This window comes from Oleiphilus sp. HI0067, from assembly GCF_001635735.1.
On record NZ_LWFI01000275.1, the window covers coordinates 1 to 891 of the forward strand.

Annotated in this window: 2 protein-coding genes; both read left to right on the forward strand. The window is 43.8% G+C overall.

Annotated elements, in window-relative coordinates:
- The coding region (lptC, locus tag A3739_RS03430; protein WP_068500325.1) for an LPS export ABC transporter periplasmic protein LptC at window positions 1-415 on the forward strand (415 nt) is incomplete at its 5' end.
- The coding region (gene lptA, locus A3739_RS03435) for a lipopolysaccharide transport periplasmic protein LptA (protein WP_068500327.1) at window positions 399-891 on the forward strand (493 nt) is incomplete at its 3' end. The genes lptC and lptA, both read left to right, overlap by 17 nt.

Here is an 891-nt window from a genome sequence, read left to right on the forward strand (position 1 = left end):
ACGGGAATTCGGAGAATCAGGCGAACTAGAACTAGAAGTCAAAGCAGATAAGTCTCTCTACTTTAAAGATGATGCCCTGATTACGACAGAATCTCCAACCATTTGGTATACCAATGAGCAAGGCGACAAATTAAGACTTAACGCAGAATCAGGGCAATTTAACGCCGATACTGGAAACCTATATCTAGAGGATCGGGTCAAGCTTTCTCGTACTAGCTCAGAAGGACAAATCACAACAATCCTTACCCAAGACCTGAATATCGATACACGCAATGACTTTATATCTACTGATCGCGAAGTTAGTATTACTCAGGATAAAAGCACGCTTAAATCTATCGGATTAGAAGCATCGCTCAACGATCGAAAAATCGAACTCTCTCAACGCGTTAGAGGTATTTATGACTTGGCGAATTAATAGCCTAGCTCTAGTCACTTTATTTTTACTCACTGCCACGCACAATGCTCACAGCATTGACGTAGATCGAACCCAACCTATTGAAATTGAATCCGACAGTGCCGTGATCGATGATTCACAGGGTTTTTCGACCTATCGCGGCAACGTTATCATTCGCCAGGGTTCGACAACACTCACCGCAGATAACATCAGTGTTTTTGCTCGTGAACGCGCCGTAACACAAATCATTGCGAATGGTACACCCGCGACATTCAAGCAAACAGACGCCAGTAGCAATATTCAAAACACCAGCGGCCAAGCTGAACAAATCACGTATAAAGCAAAAGATGCTGTTTTGATTTTTAACGGCAACGCCACACTCGCCCAGGACACCAATTCGTTTTCCGGAAATCGCATTGAATACGACATCATGGACAAAGCAATTCGCGCCAAAGGGGATCAAGATAGTGGCAAACGAGTGAAGATTCAGTACTTCC